Origin of the sequence: Acinetobacter sp. NIPH 2100 (assembly GCF_000369805.1) — a bacterium.
In the GTDB taxonomy this organism is placed as follows: domain Bacteria; phylum Pseudomonadota; class Gammaproteobacteria; order Pseudomonadales; family Moraxellaceae; genus Acinetobacter.
In genome coordinates, this window is the sequence record NZ_KB850224.1 from 2,046,490 (window position 1) to 2,068,117 (window position 21,628).

The 21,628-nt window shown below is 40.0% G+C and carries 27 protein-coding genes and 1 pseudogene; 2 read left to right on the plus strand and 26 right to left on the minus strand.

Annotated elements, in window-relative coordinates:
• Positions 1-38: 38 nt before the first annotated feature.
• Positions 39-392, plus strand: a complete 354-nt coding sequence (locus F887_RS18810) for an Arc family DNA-binding protein (RefSeq protein WP_005294357.1) — start codon at positions 39-41, stop codon at positions 390-392.
• A gap of 53 nt (positions 393-445) precedes the next feature.
• On the plus strand, positions 446-940 hold the full coding sequence (locus tag F887_RS08505; protein WP_005294359.1) for a hypothetical protein: 495 nt from the start codon (positions 446-448) through the stop codon (positions 938-940).
• Positions 941-986: 46 nt separating this feature from the next.
• On the opposite strand, the gene F887_RS08500 is transcribed toward F887_RS08505, so the two are convergent.
• The 26 genes and pseudogenes from F887_RS08500 to F887_RS08385 form a co-directional block, all read right to left on the minus strand.
• Positions 987-1,469 (minus strand): L,D-transpeptidase family protein, encoded by a 483-nt coding sequence (locus F887_RS08500; protein WP_005294362.1) that lies wholly within the window; start codon positions 1,467-1,469, stop codon positions 987-989.
• Positions 1,470-1,570: 101 nt separating this feature from the next.
• Entirely contained in the window at positions 1,571-6,064 is a 4,494-nt protein-coding gene (locus F887_RS08495) for a tape measure protein (protein WP_005294365.1), read from the minus strand.
• A 79-nt stretch (positions 6,065-6,143) separates the two neighbouring features.
• Positions 6,144-6,818 carry a hypothetical protein gene (locus tag F887_RS08490; protein ID WP_032863135.1) on the minus strand — a complete coding sequence of 225 codons (675 nt, stop codon included), beginning with the start codon at positions 6,816-6,818 and terminating at the stop codon, positions 6,144-6,146.
• Between the two features lie 278 nt (positions 6,819-7,096).
• Positions 7,097-7,252 carry a hypothetical protein gene (locus tag F887_RS18655; protein ID WP_171067399.1) on the minus strand — a complete coding sequence of 52 codons (156 nt, stop codon included), beginning with the start codon at positions 7,250-7,252 and terminating at the stop codon, positions 7,097-7,099.
• Between the two features lie 98 nt (positions 7,253-7,350).
• On the minus strand, positions 7,351-7,866 hold the full coding sequence (locus F887_RS08485) for a hypothetical protein (protein WP_005294369.1): 516 nt from the start codon (positions 7,864-7,866) through the stop codon (positions 7,351-7,353).
• Positions 7,867-7,937: 71 nt separating this feature from the next.
• Positions 7,938-8,855, minus strand: a complete 918-nt coding sequence (locus F887_RS08480) for a phage tail tube protein (RefSeq protein ID WP_005294371.1) — start codon at positions 8,853-8,855, stop codon at positions 7,938-7,940.
• Between the two features lie 52 nt (positions 8,856-8,907).
• The gene (locus tag F887_RS08475; protein ID WP_005294374.1) at positions 8,908-9,894 is read right to left on the minus strand and encodes a phage tail fiber protein; all 987 of its coding nucleotides are present in this window, start codon (positions 9,892-9,894) and stop codon (positions 8,908-8,910) included.
• Positions 9,894-10,247 (minus strand): hypothetical protein, encoded by a 354-nt coding sequence (locus F887_RS08470; RefSeq protein WP_005294377.1) that lies wholly within the window; start codon positions 10,245-10,247, stop codon positions 9,894-9,896. Before F887_RS08470 ends, F887_RS08475 begins: the two co-directional genes overlap by 1 nt.
• A 68-nt stretch (positions 10,248-10,315) precedes the next feature.
• On the minus strand, positions 10,316-10,714 hold the full coding sequence (locus F887_RS08465) for a hypothetical protein (RefSeq protein ID WP_005294379.1): 399 nt from the start codon (positions 10,712-10,714) through the stop codon (positions 10,316-10,318).
• Position 10,715: 1 nt separating this feature from the next.
• Positions 10,716-11,084 carry a hypothetical protein gene (locus F887_RS08460; RefSeq protein WP_005294382.1) on the minus strand — a complete coding sequence of 123 codons (369 nt, stop codon included), beginning with the start codon at positions 11,082-11,084 and terminating at the stop codon, positions 10,716-10,718.
• A pseudogene (locus tag F887_RS0117990) lies at positions 11,056-11,463 on the minus strand (hypothetical protein). Before F887_RS0117990 ends, F887_RS08460 begins: the two are co-directional and overlap by 29 nt.
• 101 nt (positions 11,464-11,564) lie before the next feature.
• Positions 11,565-12,278, minus strand: a complete 714-nt coding sequence (locus tag F887_RS08455; protein ID WP_005294385.1) for a hypothetical protein — start codon at positions 12,276-12,278, stop codon at positions 11,565-11,567.
• A 38-nt stretch (positions 12,279-12,316) separates the two neighbouring features.
• On the minus strand, positions 12,317-12,685 hold the full coding sequence (locus F887_RS08450; protein WP_005294388.1) for a hypothetical protein: 369 nt from the start codon (positions 12,683-12,685) through the stop codon (positions 12,317-12,319).
• Positions 12,685-13,065: a hypothetical protein gene (locus F887_RS08445; protein ID WP_005294391.1), complete on the minus strand. Its 381-nt coding sequence runs from the start codon at positions 13,063-13,065 to the stop codon at positions 12,685-12,687. Before F887_RS08445 ends, F887_RS08450 begins: the two co-directional genes overlap by 1 nt.
• Positions 13,066-13,068: 3 nt before the next feature.
• Positions 13,069-13,392, minus strand: coding sequence for a hypothetical protein (locus F887_RS08440; protein WP_005294394.1), 324 nt, complete (start codon positions 13,390-13,392; stop codon positions 13,069-13,071).
• 44 nt (positions 13,393-13,436) lie between these two features.
• The gene (locus F887_RS08435; RefSeq protein ID WP_005294397.1) at positions 13,437-14,387 is read right to left on the minus strand and encodes a major capsid protein; all 951 of its coding nucleotides are present in this window, start codon (positions 14,385-14,387) and stop codon (positions 13,437-13,439) included.
• A gap of 12 nt (positions 14,388-14,399) precedes the next feature.
• Positions 14,400-15,191 (minus strand): hypothetical protein, encoded by a 792-nt coding sequence (locus F887_RS08430; RefSeq protein WP_005294400.1) that lies wholly within the window; start codon positions 15,189-15,191, stop codon positions 14,400-14,402.
• Positions 15,192-15,308: 117 nt separating this feature from the next.
• A complete protein-coding gene (locus F887_RS08425) occupies positions 15,309-15,683 on the minus strand; it encodes a hypothetical protein (RefSeq protein ID WP_005294403.1) in 375 nt (124 codons plus the stop codon).
• 48 nt (positions 15,684-15,731) lie between these two features.
• Positions 15,732-15,947: a hypothetical protein gene (locus F887_RS08420; protein ID WP_005294406.1), complete on the minus strand. Its 216-nt coding sequence runs from the start codon at positions 15,945-15,947 to the stop codon at positions 15,732-15,734.
• 20 nt (positions 15,948-15,967) lie between these two features.
• A complete protein-coding gene (locus F887_RS08415) occupies positions 15,968-17,074 on the minus strand; it encodes a minor capsid protein (RefSeq protein ID WP_005294409.1) in 1,107 nt (368 codons plus the stop codon).
• Between the two features lie 9 nt (positions 17,075-17,083).
• On the minus strand, positions 17,084-18,424 hold the full coding sequence (locus tag F887_RS08410) for a DUF4055 domain-containing protein (RefSeq protein ID WP_005294411.1): 1,341 nt from the start codon (positions 18,422-18,424) through the stop codon (positions 17,084-17,086).
• 39 nt (positions 18,425-18,463) lie between these two features.
• The gene (locus F887_RS08405) at positions 18,464-19,756 is read right to left on the minus strand and encodes a terminase large subunit domain-containing protein (protein ID WP_005294414.1); all 1,293 of its coding nucleotides are present in this window, start codon (positions 19,754-19,756) and stop codon (positions 18,464-18,466) included.
• Positions 19,716-20,234 carry a DUF2280 domain-containing protein gene (locus F887_RS08400; protein WP_005294417.1) on the minus strand — a complete coding sequence of 173 codons (519 nt, stop codon included), beginning with the start codon at positions 20,232-20,234 and terminating at the stop codon, positions 19,716-19,718. Before F887_RS08400 ends, F887_RS08405 begins: the two co-directional genes overlap by 41 nt.
• Positions 20,235-20,293: 59 nt before the next feature.
• Positions 20,294-20,935 (minus strand): putative metallopeptidase, encoded by a 642-nt coding sequence (locus F887_RS08395; RefSeq protein ID WP_005294419.1) that lies wholly within the window; start codon positions 20,933-20,935, stop codon positions 20,294-20,296.
• A 55-nt stretch (positions 20,936-20,990) separates the two neighbouring features.
• Positions 20,991-21,206, minus strand: a complete 216-nt coding sequence (locus tag F887_RS08390) for a hypothetical protein (RefSeq protein WP_005294422.1) — start codon at positions 21,204-21,206, stop codon at positions 20,991-20,993.
• A 115-nt stretch (positions 21,207-21,321) separates the two neighbouring features.
• Positions 21,322-21,537, minus strand: a complete 216-nt coding sequence (locus F887_RS08385; protein WP_005294426.1) for a hypothetical protein — start codon at positions 21,535-21,537, stop codon at positions 21,322-21,324.
• Positions 21,538-21,628 lie beyond the last annotated feature (91 nt).

A 21,628-nucleotide genomic window follows, 5' to 3' on the forward strand; every position in this document is an offset into this window, starting at 1 on the left:
ATTAATATATTTGCCACTTTTTGTGGCATGAGGTAAATATGAGCAACCAAACTGACCACACTATTGTGAGATTGCGTGTTCCGCCAGAATTAAAAAAACAAATAGAAGAAGCTGCTGAATATAATAATCGCTCTCAAAGTGCAGAGATGGTCGCAAGACTAGAGAAAAGTTTTGACACAAGCATTGATTCTGATTTGGTTAAAGATATAAAAATTACCATGCTTCAAAATCAGCTATCTGAATCAATGAAGATGATGGATATACTTCATGGTTACTTCAATTCAATGCTTCATGGAAAGCAAGATGAATACATGGAAACTGTATTTAGTAAGTACCCAACTCTAAAAGAGATCTACGAGTCTAATGATGACTTATCAAAAAAAACCGACTGACTTTAATATAATTCTCACAATATAAAATAGCCCCTTACAGCCAAGGATGTTTTATGCTGCTAAATAGAAAACTACAAAACTCCATTTTGCATATTGCTGCAAGTTGTTACCCAACCTCAGCAAATCACGAATTAAATGAAATTTATGAACCTTTAGAAGAAAAAGAACTGGCCGCTAACCTCAAATATTTAGAACAAAATAGATTAATAGAGAAAGGTTCAGTACAAATTTCACTTGATGGTTTTTATAGTTTTGGCGGTGTGACCATTACAAATATTGGTATGGATTTCCTAGCTGATGATGGTGGACTTTCTGCCATTCTCGGAGTTGTAACCATTAAGTTTGAAACAGACACTTTAAAAGCAATTTTAGAAAATAGAATTAATCAATCAGACTTACCTCAAGAGCAAAAAAGAGCTATGAACCTTGCACTCGATGAGTTACCAGCCGAGGGTATAAAGCACCTTACTACAAAATTATTAGATGAAGGGCTTGAGAATCTTCCGAGTGCGCTTATTTTGATTTCAACATATCTAGGACTTTCTTAGAGTCCAAGCAAAGAAGCCCCTCAGGGCTTTTCTTTTATCTGTTTTTTTAAGGACTAATTTCAATTGGTGTATCTTTTTTAACTGAATCATAGACAGTTTTCATATCTTTATTTGTTAGTGCAATACATCCATCTGTCCAATTAAATCTTTGAGATATAAATGATAAGCCGCCAAATCCATTTTTCTGTCCATGTATCATAATGTCTCCACCTGGCTTAACTTTCCGTTTCGCCGCAGATTGCTTATCAGCTTCGTTAGGATATGATATGTGTAACCCTAGATAATACTTACTATTAGGATTTTTCCAGTCAATAGTATATTTACCTTCTGGTGTCTTAAAATCACCTTCCTGTTGTTTATGCCCCTTGGGATTCTTTCCAAAAACTACATTAAATTCTTTTTCTACTTTCCCATCACTGATCAAATAAAGCTTTTTTTCACTTTTAGAAACCTTAATTAAATTAATTTCACCAGCAGATACAAAAACAGATACAAAAACAGATATTACCAATAAAACAAAACTTCTCATAAATCTCTCCTTTTATAATTGTTCTTTTAATAAACAATCATATACAGAGCAAGTCAAATGAAAGGCGATAAAAAACCACCCCGAAAGGTGGCTTTATCTAATTAACGATTACGTCGTGCAGTCGTATTCGTTGAAATGGCTCGACTGATAGGTGTGCTTGGATCTTTGATTTGATCACTCACAATCTTCGGAACCTCACGTGGAAGAGTTCTGTCTAACTCATCCTTAACAATAAGCCGGACAGTATTTTCATCTAATTGCTCTGCTTCAACCGCTACACCTTTCACCTGATTCACAACTTCAATCTTGAAATTAATCGTAGGTGTTGAGGATTGAGTTGAAGCTATCGCCTCAGCCTGAGGGCGTGCAGATCTACCCATAGTGAAGTCATACACATCCTCAAGATTTGATCTATCCTGAACCAGCCCATTCGGAGAGAAATACACTTTTCCATCATGGTATAGATCAGAACCAATAGAGATCTTTGGAGTATCTACAGTCTGATTAGCCTTATACAAAATCTTGTCATCTCCTGATTGATTGAAGATATTTGATTTCTTCTGGCTTTCCATAAATGCATTTGAGCTCATCAGTGCACGACCCATGACATCATCCGAAGCATTGTTACTGCCTTTGAGGAAGTTTTCAGGGTTCGCACTCTTACGCATACGCTCAACTAGATTTACACCGCCCCAACGTTTAATGTCCTCCTGTGACCATACGATCTCACCTTTATGAACAGATCCAGCGACATCGTATTTACGCCCAGGTCCTGTATAACCACCGTCAGCAAAGCCCTGATCTTTGATTGCACGAATGTTGCCGATAATGCTGGCACCTTGAGCAATGACCTGAGCCATGACGCCAATGTTAGCGGGCCAACCCAAAGCCATCGCTTTCGATATACCCTGTTGAATCGCTATACCCGAAGCGGCAATCGCATAAGCTTTGTCAGCAGCAAACATTACTTTATAGGCTTTGGATTGCTCACCAAACATTGAGCCGAACATCGATGTTACAGATCCCATCATCTGCTGACCGAGCAGGATCTGAGTATTTAAACGATCTTGCTGATATTGGTCCTCAATCGCCTTAGCATTTTGAGCATATTCATCAGCTATAATTTTCCGCTGTTCCTGTGCAGCCTGCATGATTGCCGTTTTCTGATCCTCAAATGCTTGCTGACTAATTAGCTGCTGATCCATCTGAGCTTTAATCGCATCCAAACCGCCTTGCTCGTTGTAATCAACTGCAGCTGATTTGCTATCAAATAGATCCTGAGCAGCACCTAAACGACTGAAACGCTCCTGAGATTGTTGATAGAAATCGCTGGTACCATTCATATCAGCTTGAATACCACCCCAGTTCTGAACTACACCAATGATTTTGTCGCGGATCTCCTGTTCCTGAGCGGCTTTAGAGAACATCATCATTTTTTTGCGCTCATCATTACTGAGCTTGGTATTCTTCTGGATCTCCTCTCGTTCAAGCCGATATCGTTCTTGCATAGCCTCAGTTTCTGACAACAAGGCTAATTTAGCTTGGAACAAGCGCTGCTCTTGTGCCAACTTCAACAATCCCAACTCTTGCTGATATTGTTGTTCCAGTAATTCAACAGTCTGTTTCAGCTCAGCTTTGCTTAATTCAATGTCATGGGTGGCATTGAACTTTTTGCGGGCAAAGCTTTCGTTTAATAGCTGCTCCTCAGTTTTTTGAAAATCCTTATAATCATCAAGTTTAGTGCGTAAAGCCTGTTGAGCGATTGCTATATCATTGTCCGCTCGACGTTGTAATTCAGCTTTGATCTCAGTTGAACGTTCTGGAGTGAACCCAGCTTTATCAACATCCTCTAGTCGAACAGTTAAGTTATTCTTGATTCGCTGAACTTCATTGGCCACTTCATTTTCTAATGAGCGTTGAGCATCTAGTTGACGGTCAAGCTGTGATTGAATATCAACTCCTGCCTTATCACTCCCATTACTTGAGCCACCTTTCACCTTACTTTGCATGCTTGGCGATTGATGTAGAAGTTTTAGAACGACACCATCCTCAAAAGTTACCGTGCTGTAATACCCTCCACCTTTGGGATCATAAGCCGTTTTGACATCCTTCACTGCCACGTTGGTTGTGATTGGTGTCCCAACTGGCATTGCAAAATCAATTCCCTTATGAAAAGAAGAAGCCCCTTTAGTTGGGGCTTTTCGTGGTCCATAATCTGAGCTGACTTTATATGAAGATAGTGGTTTATCTGCTGCTTTTAATCGGGCTAGATGTTCATTACTGACTTTTTGACCTGACATCGAACCACCATACCGAACATCAAGATGTGCTCCTGTTCCAATACCTGAATTCCCAGAAACACCGACTAATCGCTTGGTAAGAGATTCCTGTTGTTTTAGCTCCTTATTTTGCTGGCGTAATGATTCAGTTCTTTTGTCTGTTATAGACTTGATTGAATCCTCTGCTTTCCACGTCTTTACTTGAGTGTTAAGGGCTTCTTTATCAATCTCCTTAAGTCCTTTAGAAATTGACTCTTTATAAAGTTTCAGTAAATCATTTGCTTTAGATTCACTAAAACCTTTCTTCATCAATGATTCGATAAATTGCACATCCCACAATTTATCGTCATACATTTTTCTAAGAGATTGAACAGCTTCATCCGCAGCTTTCTTGGTTTCATTGATCGCATTGGTATGTTTCTGCTGCTCAATTGCAGCATTTTGAGCCTTGTTTCCTGTCAACTGGACTTCTATACCAAATAATTTGACTGCCGTTTTGGTTTTGTCGGCTACCTCATAGGCCTCATTATATTTGTCTATCTGCTCTTTAAGAGCATCTCTTAATGTAGGCGGCAATTTCACAGCTGCTAATTGCTCTACAGCCTCTTTATAGCTGATGGTACCTAAACGTGCCTGATTAGAGATCCGAGTAACTTCTACATTTCCTTGGGCGTAATTCTGTATCTCAATTAAAGCAGATCCAACACCTTGTTCAGTTTTCTTTAACTCATCACTCTGTGCTTTAAAAGCGGTTGTTAAGTCATCAATGGCTTTGGTTTTTGCAGCACCTTGTAAGCTTTTGAGTTCTTCGGTAGTTCTGTTGGCAACCTCAGCCTGCTCAGCAAGTATTTTATTTGCCTCATCCGCTTTATTCTTGAAATACGAATAAGCAGCTGTTAATCCAGCAACACCTAAAGTGATCGCACCAATTGGTCCACCAATCAAAGCAAATGCACCACTTGCCAACTTACCAACGCTCATCGATGTCGCAGCAAGTCTCCCTTGTGCTGCTGTTTGTGCATTCGTAGCCGCGGTTACAGCAGCTTGTGCTTGGGCATATCGAGTTGCAGCTGCTGTTGCACCATACTTGGCTTGCGTTGCTGCATTCGTCGCTTGTACGTTCGCTAAATGTGCTTTAGCTGCATTTACTGTTGCAGTAGCTTCGGCTAATTGTGCTTGGGCATTGGTTATTGAGGCTTGTCGATTTGCGAGTGTAGATATCATACCGCTATCAGTCGCAATGGTTTTTGCAATAATTGTCTTGGTTAAATAGGCAAGACCACCCGCCATTGCCGCATTCATAACAATATCGATATTCTCGGCAAATACACCCAACACACCTGCAGCATTATTCGTTACACCCATTGCCATGTTCATTTCACCAACATACTTGGTTACGGCATTTGAGAGTGTGGTGAGACCATCAGCAAGGCTGTTTTCCATTGCATCTGCAAGATCTTTATTTGAGTCTCTGGTCGCTTTTAGCGTCTTGATGAGATCTTCTAAAGAAATCTTACCTGTTGCACCAAGTTGGCGAATTTCAACTTCTGACTTCCCTGTAGTTTTAGCCATATCCGCAATGACATTATCCGCAGCAGATACAATTGAAATCCATGCGTCTGCATCAATTTTGCCTTTGGCCATAGATTTAGAAAATGCATCAATTGCTGATTGAGCTTGATCAGCACGTGCGGCATTGGCAACGAATGAAAAAGAAAGTGAATCTGAAACATCAAGTGTATCTTTGGTTTGATAACCTAAGGCCTTCATACCACCAGCAAGCCCGAGATAAACTTCTTGTGCTTCATTCAAAGCGCGATAAGTACTTTTTGTTGATTCGAATAAACGCCCTTGTACAAGGTCATATTCTTCAGCACTATCGGTTGCATTACGAATACGAGCCGCCATTTGTGTGAAGCCATCAGCTCTTGAAACTGCATCACTCACAGCCACCATCCCAAGCATAAAAACGGCTAATGATTTGATCGAATTCCCATAGGAATCAATTGCTTTTTCCTGCTTTTCGAATTCTTGTGAGGTGTTTTTAATTTCCTGTGAGAATTTCTGATTTTGTTGAGTCGCTTGTTTAGTAACTTCAACCGATTTTTGGACTGTTGAATTTGCATTGTTAACATTGGTATTAAAGTTTTGAACAATGTTATTGGTTACAGAAAACTGTTTACCCATATTCTTAGAAGATTGTGATGCAGAATCACCGCTTTCCGTGATTTTCGACATTTCTTCTGCCAGAGCTTTTGCATTACGTTCAGCATTTTTTGAGTCAATCACAATAACTAAGCGTGATTCTTGGGTCATATCGACTTTCCTTCAGACATAAAAAAACCGCCTTTCGGCGGTTTTAAAGTTAGTTTTTAGCTCTTTAAAAAGCTAAAAACTAATCAACTTTATTAAAGTTTTTCAAAACTTTATAAGTAATATTTTGGTTGTTTGCATCAACTATTTCAAGCAATGCACCTTTATAACCTATTTGCTTTGATTCATTTAAATCATATTCGACATCATTATTAAAAGCTGGACGAGCCATATTGCTCGAAAACTCTCTGTAACCAATATTTATTTTATTCCCAACCTTTCCACTATAGATTAATGTTTGTTGAAATGAGTTGTCAGCGGCTATACCGATTTTAGAAAGCTTTGCTTCATGTTCATCAGTACAAGCTTTAGCATTAAAAACGGTTATTACACATATTTCATTCTTATCATCCAACATCACAGCTCTAAATGGGTCTACTATAAAATTCTTTTGCACATTCCCACCATTAGGAATCATATTTATAGCTTGAAAATACTGACCTTTTTTATCATCACCAGTTTTTAAGTAATATCCTGAATTAAAAGTATAACCACTATGTTTTACTGCTTTTGGTACGTATAACGCCTCGCGATCTATGAAAATCCCTTGCTCAAGCATTTTGTCTCCGACAAATACTTGATTGACAGAACCTAAAGGTGGTTTGCTTATATTCTGTGGTACTGCTTGATAGTTATATTTTGGAGTTGCACATCCAACCAAACCTAAAACTAATCCAATTAATAGAATTTTCTTCATAAAAATTACCCCGATAATTAGTGATAATTTAGCAAATGGTTGAAATGAAGTCATTAAAAAGCCACTCTAAGGTGGCAATTAAGAACTGATCATTAGAGTTAAGGATTGATAAAATAGAAATACAAAATAAGCGTGGCTAGCAGAAGGCTCGCAAGCGTTAAATAAAATCCCACGGTATTAAAGCTTTTCAAAAATTTTATCATATTCATCATTTCCAACCCCTTGAAAAATTGCTTTAAAGTATAATGAAAATTTCACATTTTTACCAAATGGTAAATTTATTTACTCATTCTTGGGCTTGCTCTTTTATAAGCTTCTGCAAGAAACAAATCGTCTAAAGCAAAGATGCAATCATTAAAGATATGTGGACCAACAGGCAGATCATTATGTTCGGCATAAACGTTAATCGCTTGCTGGTCTATCGATAGTGGCAAGCCCTGCTCATAACGTCTGGATCTGGCAATCGTTCTGAATGCTAGCAATATTGATTCAGCAGCATAGGATGATTCTGGTGGTTTAGGAATATGACCACCTAAGAATTTGATCTGTTCGATTTCGTGCGGCGTTTTTGTCGCATAGGTTTTTTGGTATTTGTAGAGCTCAATGACTTTCCCAGAATTACGGCCTTATCCATATCAGCATCTTCTTGGATCTTTTGAGCTTCAGTTTTAATGAATAGCCAGAGGGAAATGCCGATGTCACCAAGATTAAATAGCTTTGATGCATTCCCGGCTGTATAAGGCATATCAGTCTCTGCGGTTTTACCGTCAACCACCTCAGCAAATACCACGCCCTTCCAGTCCTCAATCAGATGTGCTGCGCAAGCATCCATTAACAACTCATGATAGAGCTTGTCTGTTGGATCTGTAGCCATTACGTCATAGCCTTTTGATGTGATCTGATTCCCAGCCCGCTCCATGGCTACTTGAAAGGGTTTATAAGCAATTCCACGAATCTTAAACTCTGCCTGAACTTCACCTGCAGCATTCTTGAACTGACACCATTTAGAAACTTCTGAACTTTTTACGATACCGACTTTTAACGCCATGACGACCTCTATAATTTAAGCAATAAAAAAGCCTATGGCATGCCATAGGCTTTATATTTGGATTTTTTGAATTACACCAACGCACGTACAATGGTTGGACTTGTGCGCACCTGAGCAAAGTTAATATCAACGGTGATGATGTTATCACCACCGCCGTCTGGATGATTTGCCTCCATGACTTCCAATTGTGGGAAATTCAGTGAGTATTTGCTGCCCTTGCTATCAGTAATATCAAATCCCAAGGTAAACACATCACGGGTTTTGATTGCATCAATCCATGCTGCAGAGGTTGCCGAGAACATGAATGAAGCATTTACCTCAATATCCATCATTTTCTCTAAATAAAACTCTGGCGTGTATTTACCTGAACCGATACAGCGAATGGCTTCAAGATTATTGTTGAATGAAAGCGTGAGTGATTGTAGACATGCTTTACCTTGAATCGACTGACCATTAATCAGTAACTTTTCAACATTTGGCATGCTGACTACTGGACGGCTTGATGCTGCAACTGGATTTACCACTGGATTTACTTGCTGACGGGTAAATGAACTACCAACCAGACCAAAGTTACCGGTGATCTTGCCTGTGGTCTGAATGGTAATTTCGCCTGTATTAACCTGTACACCGCGATAGATAAAGACCTGACCAACATCCTCAAATACTTTTACTAACGTTAGAGATTTACGAACACCACCACCGAAACTAATTGCATTTGCAGCCCAGTTATTGAAAGCCAAAACACTCAAGAATAAGTCAAAGGTACCTAGTGATAATTCAAACTCTAATTGTCCAGTAACCTCGGCTTCTGTTACCGAAGCACCTTGACGGAAGCGAGAATCTACAACCTCATTGCTTTGTTCGGTAGATACGTTTTCTGACAAACCATCCGACACACGGCGAATGGTGTACCAGACTGGATTTGCTGGAGTTGTACCAAGTACTGCTTCTTCACAAGCATATAATCGGATTTTTGCGCCTGAACTCATTTATTGTTCTCCAAGATTTAGGCATTAAAAAACCCGCTGATTAAGCGGGCCATTAAATTGATTCTTCATTGATTTCGGGCGGTTCAACACCAGACACTGCTGCAGCTACTGCCTGTGCCAGATTTGTCGGTTGAAAATCAATAGGTGTTTCAGAAATATGTTCTTCCATTTCATTGATTAAATGCTCTGGAATAGGCTCCTCATGTAGGCGGATATCGATCCAGCGACCTTCTGGAATGTCAATCGGATTGTCCAGATCAGCAACAACTGCAGCAAGTTCAAAATCAAACTTGCGCTTATAGGTTTTAATAGAAATATCACCGCTTTCCAGTGTGTCAAAGACAACAGCAATAACTGTATTTCCATTCGCATCTTTTGGTACTTCGATATACCAACCCACTTGTGCAAAACCTAGTGAGCCTTTAAGCAGATAATCACCTGCATCAATTTTCTGAAACTCAATTGGCTGATCTTCAGCATCATCATTCAGCTCAATAAAGTCTCTATATAATTTAACTACTGGCGATGCTGCCTTAATAAAACCGTTCGCATCAACTACGGTATTCCTTGAACAATAGATTTTTGACCAAGTGTCCCACACGTTGTTGTTTTTTACTCTAATTTGAGGATTATAAGACTGAATCGGATTCCAAAATTGAACACAATAATTTCCAGATACTGCCGCCAAATTTATTCCTACCCCCTGATTAGACCCAACTACGCCTGGAGAGACTGAGTCGATCCACTCTGAAGGTGTTGCAAACATACAATTCACCTTTTTGTCATTTGCTTCTCTTGAGCCGGCGGCTCCCAATAGAGAAGCAACACCCCACCCAAATGCCCCAACTTGCATTACATTCCCAGCTTGTTCACCAACAGCTTTAGTAGCAGCATCTCTTAATCCCTGAACTTGAGTCCAATCAGGCGTTAAGTTTGGAATACCTGATGCAAAAGGCAACATAAATTGACGCTTACCTTGTGCATAATTAAAGGGATAAGGTCGATGATCCCAATTAAATTTAAAAACAAGATTGGCCATTACACAGTAACTCCATCAATAACCTGAAATATCAACGTTTCAGAATGTTGGATAACACCACCAACAACGGCTTTTATATCCATTTGGACTAATCCAAGTGGCCATAAAGCTGTACTGGCGCTCGATTTAACATTAAGCCAGCCTTTTTGAGTTCCCTGATTTAGTGCCGTGCAAGTTAATGCGACCACAGCAGTTCCATCCGCTAAAGTTTTAATTTGAGATGAAAATACAAATCCAGTTAAATCAATTGCACGGCGCACGTCATCAGGTTGAAATTGCAATGCTTCATCTGTGTCGACAAGCTGCAGATTTAAATTGAAGGTGTCACCGCGCTTAAAAACAAAATTGCTCATAAGTGATTCCTATAGACATAAAAAAACCACCAATGAGGTGGTATTGGATAAGAATTATTGTGTTGTGTTTAATTTACTGAGTAAAAAATTGATATGTTGTATTGTATGAAATCACTAACCTTGCCTGCATAAATCGATTGACCTTGTAGGCACTGCAAATGATCTTTAAAAAAATACTCAAAGTGGCCTAGTAAAGCATCACTTAGAACAGTTATATCTTTTTCTCCAGTATGTGGTCGAGCAAAGCATTGAATCATGATACTCCCTGTACGCCGCGTGCACGGCAAATCTGTAATACCTGAAATAAAGCTTGATCCGCCTGCTATCGTTAAACGACACCATAAGCCATCTTTTGGCACTTTAAAACTTGGTGCATTGGGATATTGGATTCGCGCTTGATCGATGCCAGTGAAGCTCAGCATACGAGTAATGATGACTTGTCTTACTTGTTCAAGTGTCATAGCCATATTAGCCACCATACTTTTGAGAGATGAAGTTAAATGTCGTGCTATAAATGCCCTGCGGTGCCTGATCTGACCAACCGTTTTCTAAGCGTTCAGCATAAGGCAGATTGTTCTGGATATAGACCAGATTCCCCAACTTGATTTTGACGGCCTGAATTGCTGCGTCTTGATTGGCATTTGTTTCTGGACCTCGTACACCAAAATCACCAGATCCAATAGAGACAATGTGAGATGCACGATAAGCACCCGTATCGACTGGACTAGATACAACCAAGGACTGAACAGTATCCATAACAATATTTTTTACATGCACTTCAGAGTCGCTAACAATCTGTACGGCGAATTCAGTAGGCTTTTTGCCCTTCCACCCCATACTTCACCTCACTTGCTTGATACATCTCAAAAAGGTTTTGGGCGATCGCTTGAATTTAATAAGCTTCAAATTCACTACTCGGCTCACGCTCTCCCATTAGCTTTCTGATTCGCTGCCAGACGTGCACCGATTCATGCAAAAGCAGTCCATATACTTCGATTAGATCTCGTTCCGAAGTATCACCCAGTTGAACGACTGCATAGGTCCCCTTCTGGTAATAATCAACTTGAGCTGCTGCACCATCTATCGAAAGAAACTGATCAGCTTCTTCCATGTCATCAAACAACAGATCCATGTGAAGCTGATTGCGGGCAAGCGTATATTGAATATGCCGAAATGGTGACATATACCACTCAGGTACATAGTTTGAGTTTACCATCACTCCTCCTAATTTTTGGACAATAAAAAACCCACCGGAGTGGGATATTTCTTATAGCTAGTTTCTTTTATAAACCAGTATTAACTTTCAATCGTTAAAAATTATCCTTCTTGAAGCTGTTGGAGTATATTTAAAGTAAGTTTCCGCTCTATTTGGCTTCTAAGTTTTATATAAAGATTATTTTTTTCATCCATAATTTCAAGGAATTGTAAGTATTCACTATAAGTATCATTCAACTCATCATAAATATTCCCAAACTCCTCGAGTATATTTTTAAGCCAGCCTTCCATTTGTCTTAACTGGTTTGTTACCACACCAAAATACCTAAACTTATCAACTAAAGTATTAAATTCTTCCTGAATTACATGTATTTGCTTCAAATAACTTAAAATTAAATTATGATTCTTTTCAAAAATTGGATGATCCAATCCCAGTGGCATTCTATTAGGATCTAGTTTATCTCGATGCTCATCTGGCATTAAACAATCTAGTTCCGTAAAAATAAAACCAGCATGATCAATTTCTTTTGAGAACTTTTCGAATTGGCTGAACACCTTCAATCCAAACTCATTTCGGACTTGTTTATTGTGTTGTTCTCGCCAGTCACTAAAAAGAACAAAAGCGGCTACAGGTGCTAAAAAGGTTGCCGTAATAGTTAAACTATCTTTTAAAATCTCATTTATTTTTGGCAAACTTATTATTTCGCTCAACCATTTTGTTTCAAGTAGAAATCCAAGGATTGTGTAAAGGATAAAAAAGACAATGGTCCAAAATGCAATATCCTTAATCTTATCTTCTAAAGATTTTTTTATCATATATCCCCCCTAATTTAAAAAGATATTAGAACAACTATTCAAACCTTTCTCAACTGACATTTCCAGATCGTTTCCGCTGGATCCTGTTGAATATGCTTGACTCTAAATTTGCCCAAGGGTGTAAACCACTCATCATCAATTTGCGGTGTCATGGTTACTTCATTCTGCAGAACAACCGCCTTTTTATCGGTGGCCAAGACTCCCAACGTCTGGATCTCATATTGATTGTATGAGCCAAACAAAACCCCACGGCCAGAATATTTCTCTTTAATCGTCTTATGCGTTTCAGTCAGAGGATCCCATTCTGTTCTGATGATCCGCTCACACGTAAAAGATTGAACAGCATCAGCCAGATCTTCATTAAATGCCTCGGCAATGTCTGCCTGCAGTTCATCACGTAGTGTCATTAGATCTTCCTCGTAAAGAATACTGAAGAACGCTTGGTGAATGGCTTAATCAGATCCAGAATATATTGCTCAGTGGCATTCAGCATTACAGATCCATCCTGATATTCTTTTTCAGACTCTACCGTATCGGCTTTAACCTTTTTACGTTTTAAGGTCTGTTCCTGTCCTTGGTAGAGCTCGCCTTTCATGATGCCCTTAATGACCTCATATGAAGCTGTCTTTAATGCCTTAGGCACTTTTGAGACATCATCATAAAGTTTCACGTTTCGGGCGATCAGATAGGCTTCTGCCTTTTGCAAATAATCAGCCTTATCACTGGCAGATAAAGCATCAAAGCTTTGTACATAATCAATTGCTTCTTGTTCAGTGATAAAGCTCATTGCTTATTCCCCTTGTTGTTGCTGAAGAATGAGCGCAATCAATTCAGGCTTAGAGGCTGAGTTCTTAAACTCAATACCAAGATCGGTTAAGTGAGCCTTGATTTGATCTACTTTCCAGTTTTCATAATCACCAGGTTTAGGACCATCTAAAGGATCAGGTATTCCCTTACCTTCATTAAGTTCTGCAATTCGTGCTGTCATTGCTTCAGGATCATTCATGAAGGCAATAAACTCGCCCTTAACACCAGCCAATTGCTCTTCAAGTTCATTCACTTTTTCTTGTGTCATCTGTCGTTCTCGTGCTCGGTTAAATGATGAAAGTCCCATGTGAGGATCTCCAAAAAGATAAAGGCGGTATAAGCCGCCTATAGTTATTTGATCTTGTGCTTGAATGCCACAATTCGAATCTGTTTAGGATCATAAACACGCTCCCAGTTAGCACCGAGAGCAAGACCAGCATTGTTTGGAGCAATACCTGTAGCACCAGCCCATTTAATCCCACGGGGATGTAATACAAAATGACGGCGGTTAATTAGAATGTCAGTACCAGCTAGACTGTCACGATCTGTTTCCACGCCTACTGGTGCACCGATATCCTGGAAGCCAATCGCACCTTGACCAAACAGGAATGAGGTGAATACATCACCTTCTACTGGCATGCCATCATCGACAATGACACGACGATCCATAAAGGTTTTATAGAGCAATACACCATCAGCATCGCGCACGGTTTCAATCAAACCTTGTTTAGACAAGGCTGCCATCGTTGCTGAATGCATTGAGATCGCCGTCAACTTGTCTACAGCATCACCAAGCTTATAAGACGCATCAACAAATGAATGACCATCAATGACTGCAGCGGCTCCGGCACCTGCCGAAATATCATGAACATTTTCTTCCATGCTTGCCGTACCAAATACACCTTTAAGAGTATTTACGGTGAAGCCTTGAAACTCTCTCGACCAGTAATCAGCAACCAGATCACCCACAGCACCTAAAGGATCATCACCCGATAAAGCTTTAGCAAGGTCATTTGCTCCCCACGCCTTACCACGTGCATGCAGAATGGCAATATCCTGACCAGAAGTAATATTGTTTACTGTAAGCGCTTTAGAATCTGATAGCACTTCTGATTCACCGCTTAGATCATTCCAGAACGGAATATTCACAGTGCTGCCACCTTTGGCACCAAAAGCGATTTCTACATCTGGTTCACCGACAATACCTGATTGCCATAATGCAGATTTCTCTGCAGTCTTATTTAAAACATATGGTGTAAATAGTTCAGGAACGATTACATCAGCAATTTTTGTTTCAGCCATGTGGCCTTCTCCTTAAAGTTTAATACCGTGTTTTGCAGCAAGCTCTTTGGCCAGCTGCGGATTTTCATTTCGTAATTGCGCAAGTTTGGTGAGATTCACTGAACCATCTGCTTTGAGGATGTCGACCTGACCTTTGTTATTGCTACTACCTGGTGCACCAGATCCATTCGCTTTTGGCCAGAAATAAGGTTTTTGCTCGCGAAGGGATTCAACCCACTCTTTTGGTGATAATGGCGTTTTGCCATCTTTTCCAATGACCACTTCACCTGATTCATCCACAGCTACCGCTTTGCCATCCTCATCTAAAGCGAATTTAGATTGAGCAAGGAATGCAATGTCTGCAGTCGCTTCGGGTAAAGCTTCAAGCTCTACTGCAGCCTGGACAATCTGGCCTTGCACGACCGATTGCTTAAACTTATTGGCATAAGCCTCTGCATTGTTGGCTCGCGTTATTTCTGCATTTAATAAACGGGCATGCTCTTCACGCATCTTCTCGGTGCGTTTCTGAATCACTTCGTTCACCTTGCCTTCAGCAATTAGTTTGGCTTCTTCGTCATGATCAAGTTGGTCGAAAACCTTTTTAACAATTTCAGGGTCAATACCTTCAAATTGTTTTTGCAGGCGTTGTAGTTCGCGTTGTGCGGTCTTAGCGGCATCACGCTCGCTTTGAAGTGCAGTTTTTAGACCTTTTGGATCTTCGTAGCCTTCTAGGTCAAGGCGAAACTTCCCGTTCTCCTCAACATATAAAGCACGATGTTCTTCTTTAATCTGGTCCAGTGAATCCACAATAAATGGCAATGACATGTTCAAACCTCTCGTTTGATTAAGTTGAGCCTTATCTCAAGGCATAAAAAAAGCAGCCATTTGGCTGCTTACATTGTTAAATCTCAAATTTATAATTGGATCAGAAGTATTAATTTCTTAATTACATTCATTTTCAGGATCACTCATCATCTTTTTTAAGTTAGTAAATTCCTGAATGTATCTACTTTCGTCATAAACCATCTCTAAATTATTCTGCTTCTGATAAGCCACGAATTCGTCAAAGCGACTAGTAACGAGTTGATAAAATGCAAACTCTGCTTTCATCCCATCGCATTGAATCTTTTTTGCTTCTTTCCATTCTGCCTCACTTAATTCCTGACCTTTATAAGACTCATTGAACTCATGCTCTTTTAAAAGCTTTTCAGTGCTTCCATCCAAAATCCTCAAATATTCCTTTTCAAAATCTTGGTTGTAAGTTGCAAAACAATGACTTGATATAAAAAGTCCGATTAGAACAAAAGCTTTTTTCATTTCTTATCTCTTATATACTTTCAATAAGATATATCACATTTGAAATATTCAATCAGATTCCAGCGTTCTAACCGTAACACTAGTAAATACGTACTTATCTGGTCGATCTATCTCAGACACATCGGTAAAGTTCAGGTAAATATCACGTACATTTACCCCTGTTTCGATTTCAAACTTATTGACCAACTCTGCAATCTGATTGGTTAAAGCCTTTTCTAACTCTTCCTTGCGCGTCCTGCATTCGCAAATTGATACCTTTAACATTGTAAGTACCTCTACGTTTGTTAAATTCCAAGCTCTTTAAATTTTAGCCCATCTAGCTTCCTAAGATGTTCCAGTGTGTAAAGCTGTCCCTCAGGATCAAAGAACTTATCAAAATCAAACTTCCCATCTTTATAGAGCTTGTACCGTTTCGGCCCTAGCCACTCTTTTTGGAAGAAGTTATCTGTTTTCTTAAAAAACGCTTTGAAAGTGGTGTTTGCATCCATCTGGCCAATGAGCTGTTCACGTTCATCCTTAGGGATGTCTTTAACCTTACGTTCATCCATCACGAATGGACGTTGGCCAGCCAACAAACCATCTTTGTCGACAGGCACCAAAATACTACGGCAATTAGGATGAAGTGGCGGTACACGCTTAGCAGAATCGTTTATCGCCCATACTGTGCCATCTAGAGATGCACAAAGTTTTGATGTTCTCCCATCCAAGGTAGCAACCAGTTTCACGTATTCAAAACCAAGCTGATTAAAACTATCTTGATAGGCTTGATTTGCGACATGGCTACGTACAGTTCTCACCGTGCGTTCGATGTCAGACTTATTGGTATTTAGAATTCCATCCTCATAATTCTGACGTTTGGTACCACGAATGCGCTGTATGATTTCCTGATTGGTCTTGCTGCTGCTGATCCCATCTCGAATCGCGTACTCGACCTTTTGCCGAGCACTTTCAGCAATCTTAAAGAGTAGATCATCTACCAAAGCCCCACCAATTAACGGCGTTTTCTTCGTTGTAGAATAAAGCTTATTCCCGTTAGGCTTCTTTATCTTGCCGCCGTAAAGCTTGGCAGTGTAATTTGCTTCATATACCGCCAGAGCAGTTGCTGAAACAGCGAAGGCCTCTGGCAATGATGTGCTTAAACTGGCGAACCATTGTGAAATAAGATCGCGGATCTCTTTAAGGTTCTTTGTAGTGTACTGACCACCAGCAAGTGCAATTTTCTCAGACTCATTTAATTCATCTAGCAAATCTCGAAGCTTTGAAAGCATCAAGAGACTTTCAGAGTTAAATAACCTGGTTAATTCATTTACTGATTGAGATGAGACTCGATACAAATAAGCTTGATGCTGGGTGAGAACCTCAATCAGATTTTTATGGTCATTTGAAGCCATTTAACACCTCTACAAAGGCAGACTATTTCGCTCATCCTCAACTCGGTCAAGTTCTTCTTCATATTCGAGCGTCGGAAGCTTGCCTGTAGCGATATATTCCCAATAGGTTTTAAATGAGTTTTTACCTGCAAGTGCGCCTTCATAAAGTTGCTTGGCCAAGTTGATATCGTATTGCTGAACAATAAATTCAGGCTCAACCGTAAATGCATATTTAGCTGGATCCAGCTTGAGCCACTGAGCCGCATATTTAATGGCTTGTTCAATGGCTTCAGCTGCACACATTACAATGCTGTGTAAGCTTGCATGCTGATCATCTTGACGCGCACGGCGGGCTTCCCCTGATTCCTGAGCATTGGTGTCAATGACCTTGGCTCCTGCTTCCAATGCTGAATTTTTCTGGGCATCCATTTCCTTTTTGGTCATATCAATCCCATCACCTGATATTTCCAAGTAACCGCAGGTTGAATCCTTAGGTAGATCCCAAACGGCCATTACACCTGTGACACTAATATCAGATTCATCATCCAGACCGCTGATCCATGGTTGTGGATGCGCCGTGTGGTGTAATGACTGGAAATAATCCGCACTCAACTGGTAATACTTTAATGCAGCTTTAGCCATGGTTAAAAGCGGTACCGTACCCACATGCGGTGAATTATCTGTGGTACCGCAGAATACAAACGGCGTAAAGGTCAGTTGATTACCACCCAAATCAGGGGTTTTATCTTCAGGTATTGCCCCATCAAAAAGCCGTACCGTTAAAGATCCATCTTGCATGGATAAAACACGGTGCACGGTTTTCGTTTCATGTCCGAACTCATCCTCGCTATTATCAAACTGCTCCTCGAGCACCAAAAGTTTGAGATCCTTACGACCTCCGATGCTATTCTCCTTCCAGTTGATGATTGATAGTGCATCGTACAGAGCAAAGTAAGGTACACCGTCACCATCAACGTCCACCAATAAGCCACAACGACCGCATTCAAGCAGTTCTACACAAATGCGGATAAAGAGCTGTTTAAGTCCAAACCCGTCATTAGTGGCGTTATTAATTAGCCCTGTGAGAAGATTGCTTTCTATCACAATATTCGGCTCAAGCTTTGATACCAAACCAATCATCGTTCGTAATGAGTCTTGAACCCATAACGGATACTGAGCACGGTTTACATAGGCTTTATAGATCTCACTTGCAGTATCGCCCTGCTTCTCAGCTTCGATCATGCCTGCTGATTTTGGCAAATAACGTACAGCAGCTTGCTTAATCTTTTCTTCGCCAGCAACAGCATCACGCATCATCTGCCAGCTTTTTTGTGCAGCAATATACTGCGGATGTTTATCAGTAACTGCCATAAAAACACCATAAAAAAAGCACCTGTAAAGGTGCGTTGGTTAATAAGACATACCGCCAATTCGACGCCGTTTAAATACTTTCTGAATAATGATCGGGAATCGCTTGGCCAGTGGATATCCACCAGCATCCCCTACGTGATCAAGACCAGCACTTTTATCAGGCATCCCAAACGAGTCGTAAATCTGCTGTTCTAAAGTTGCTGTAAAGTTAGGACATTTATTGGTATTCACTTTTAAAGTACGCTCACCATCTGCATTCAGAATCTGAGCATTCACTGCATTAATACGGTCTTTAATGCCAGGATTAACGCCGTTCACTTCAACCTTAAAACCGTTCTTCTTTAGAATTGCATGATCAGACTCACTAAAACCCTTTGAAGAAGTTGCTTGACCAGAGGCATCTGGAATTACAGTGATGTCATGCTCTGGAAAACGTTCCTTAATCAAATAGCACATTGTTGGTGTATCTCTAACTCCCACCAATTCATCTAATGCACGTGGATGACCTGCACGAATTACATAAACTACGGCGGCCATTTTCAGTACGTTAAAGTCCATCCCGATGAGTAATGGCTCATCTTGATGAATTTCCTCATCCGTATGATTCAGTACTCGATCAAAGTCTGGATAAACTGCACCACTAGTTAAGTTAACGAATTGCCCTTTCAGATAAGCAGAAATCAACTGGGGTGGATAAGACTCATATAACGATGAAATATAGTCATCAGGAAGATTTGCTTCATTGTCATAAGTTGAAGCTTGAATCATTCCATACAATGCGCGTTTAGCTGGCGTTGAGTTGGCTTCTTTTACAAATTGCTCATAAGTAAATTTAAAGCCTTCTGGTGTAGTCGCTACATCAATACCATTTAGCAAACCGGCTTGTTTATATCGCATACGTGCAATGATTTTACGCCACGCTTGCTGTGCCTTTACTTTGGCCATGACATCAAGCTCATCAATCAGTGCATGGCCAATTTTGAACCCCACAATGGTTTGAGGTTTTTCCATAGATCGACAAATAATCGTGGTCCGGTATTGTCGACCATAGTAAATATCCACCTCTTTGTTAGTTTCATAAACTTTAGTCTTTAAGCCCCAATCAAATGCAACCTCATCAATTGTAGGAAAGAAGATATCTCGGATCTGAGGATATGTCGGTGCAAAGTAACCCAATGGAACCTTAGGAAACTCCCAAGCTTTATTGCATAGGCTTGAACACCCTACCCATGTCTTTCCAGATCCAAACCCCGCCACGAAAGCCCGGAATTTCTTCTCCATCTGTAAAAAATTAGCCTGAGGTACATTCAGTGTCGGATTGATATTCGGCATCTTTCTTACTCGCATCTACAACTTGAATGGTTACTTTTACTGGTGTTGGATCGTCAGCACCTTCGCCGTCCCCATTTCTGATTTTGTCGATCTCAAGCTGTTTCAATTCAAGATCTAATAACTGTGCTGAATGTCCATGCATCTCGTCTTTAACTTGTTTGATGATGTTCTGCTTAATGACCTTGTTTTTACTTGTGTCATACATCTTTTGAAGTTCATTAATACGAAATGACTTATTGGCCAACGGAATATCAAAAACATTATTTCTGAAATCTTCACGTGTCTTTTCAAACAAAGCTTTCAGTTTCTTACTTAGGTTTTTCCCAGTTGTCTTTGTTGGATCGTAGAGTGCTACCTGTTGTCGCTCAATTTCTATGTTAAATTCTTGCTTTACAGCATCTGCTACTTGTTGAGGGGTATCCATGCATGCAAGCGACTGAACTATAAAGATTTTAACAGGCTCTTTAAGTGCAGCCATACCTACCTCTTCGTAAAGCTACGTAAAGCAAAATAGACAAAAAAAATGAGCCGATTGGCTCAACTGATAATGCATGTCCCGCAGCACTTTGTAATAGCTAAATCCGAAACAAACGGCGCTTGCTTCGCGACTTCCACCAGTCGCTTAACGTTCTCGCTTGCCCCATGTCGCTTGACTACGCCTATAAATTCTTCCACGTCATGCCCAGCTAAATAGTGTTTCGGAAGGCCTGTATTATCACTGTACTGTGGCTCACCATCTGCATCACGTTCCACGCCTATGTGATACAACTCGTGTTCGATCAATGCACAAAAGTCTCGATCTGAGGCTTGCTCACAAAAACTGGCATCTATGGTTATGAGGTAAATAGGAACATAACCAAACCAATCCTGCATCTGTTGTTCTTGTCGTGCTTTACGCCATCCACCAGCGTTAAACATCACCTTTTCACACTGGCCTAACACCATTTGCTTTTTAACGGTACAAGCCTGTGATGCCCATGCAAACGCTAAAAACTCTTCATTGTCGTGAAGTAACTCAGCAATATGATCATGGTCAGGATTGTAAAGTTCAGCTTCAGCAGTGAGATAATTAGCAATTACCCATTCTTTTAAACCTGGTGCTGGGGCTAAACGAATTGCTTCTTCTTCCTCGGCTTGATCTAAAAGCTCAGTCGGTGGGAATGGTCTTATTTGGTCCATATTTCACCCATTAAAAAAGCCCACCTTTCGATGAGCTCAGTCTTCAAAATTTAAACTAAGAAAGATATTCAGTAATCCTTTGAGCCTTAAGCGTTTCATCAAGGCCCTCAAAAATCCAGAATGTGTAAGCTAAGCCATTGGTGTGTATCTTGATTTTCTGATATTTTTCTTGTTGCAATGTATCGATATTCGTCAAAAGAAATGTTTCATCTTCAAAATTTTCAATATTGAAGTCTGTCTCATCCAGAGAACCCCCAATAAATTTATTCATTGTTAATATCCGCTAAAAGAAAACAATCTATCACAGATATGTAAAAAGCCCATCGTATGATGAGCTAAGTTATTAAGATAATTAAATGAAGATAAACTCAAATACTGACTTCTATTCATTCCTTATTTAAGAAGTCTCTTGTCCAAGTTAAGGTCTCTAGAACCTCCGTTTGAGGATCTGAGTAATCTTTTATCTCATGGTAACGTTCACCAAGTTCTTTTAAAAATTCTTCTTTGAATCCTGGATTCGTTTTGTCTAACGCTTTTGCAAAACTGGCAGTGATCGAAGCGATGATCAAATGTGTTTGATTGATCGAAATTTCCTTAGTCATATCAATATCCTCTAATTATTATAAATTTAGATTATGACTGATTTTTAACACACTTCAAAAAAAACCGCCAGCAGTGGCGGTTTGCTTAATC